The sequence below is a fragment of the Streptomyces wedmorensis genome (genome assembly GCF_000716445.1).
Taxonomy (GTDB): Bacteria; Actinomycetota; Actinomycetes; order Streptomycetales; family Streptomycetaceae; genus Streptomyces; species Streptomyces wedmorensis.
In genome coordinates this window covers 1-728 of record NZ_JNWK01000160.1, presented here as the reverse complement: position 1 = coordinate 728, position 728 = coordinate 1, and the positions used below count along the sequence as shown (strand labels likewise).

At 69.0% G+C, this 728-nt stretch carries 1 protein-coding gene; it reads right to left on the bottom strand.

Annotated features, from left to right (window positions below):
• On the bottom strand, nucleotides 1-728 hold a 728-nt coding region (locus OO54_RS40920; protein ID WP_033212826.1), incomplete at both ends, for an ABC transporter permease.

Sequence of the window (728 nt, the reverse complement as noted above, 5' to 3'; positions counted from 1 at the left end):
GACCAGAAGTAGCCGAGGGCGGTGAGGCCGAGGCACCAGGCGACGGCGAGCCAGCCGTTGTGGCCGATCTCGGTGCCGAGGAGGAGGCCGCGGAGGGTCTCGATGGCGGGGGTGAAGGGCTGGTACTCGGCGATCGGCTGGAACCAGCCCGGCATGGCGTGGATGGGGACGAAGGCGCTGGAGATGAGCGGGAGGAAGATCAGCGGCATCGCGTTGTTGCTGGCGGCTTCGGCGTTCGGGCTGACGAGGCCCATTCCGACGGCGATCCAGGTGAGTGCCAGGGCGAAGAGGGTGAGCAGGCCGAAGGCGGCGAGCCATTCCAGGGCGGTGGCGTCCGTGGAGCGGAAGCCGATGGCGACGCCGACGGCGCCGACGAGGACCACGCTGATCACGGACTGCAGGACGCTGCCGATGACGTGGCCGAAGAGGATGGAGCCGCGGTGGATGGCCATGGTGCGGAAGCGGGCGATGATGCCCTCGGACATGTCGGTGGAGACGGACACCGCGGTGCCGATCGTGGTGCTGCCGATGGTCATGAGCAGCAGGCCGGGCACGAGGTAGGCGATGTAGTCGGCGCGGTCGCCGCCGCCGATGCCCGCGCTCATCGTGTCGCCGAAGACGTACACGAAGAGCAGCAGCAGCATGATCGGCGTGAGCAGCAGGTTCAGGGTGAGCGACGGGTAGCGGCGGGCGTGCAGGAGGTTGCGGCGCAGCATCGTGGACGAGTC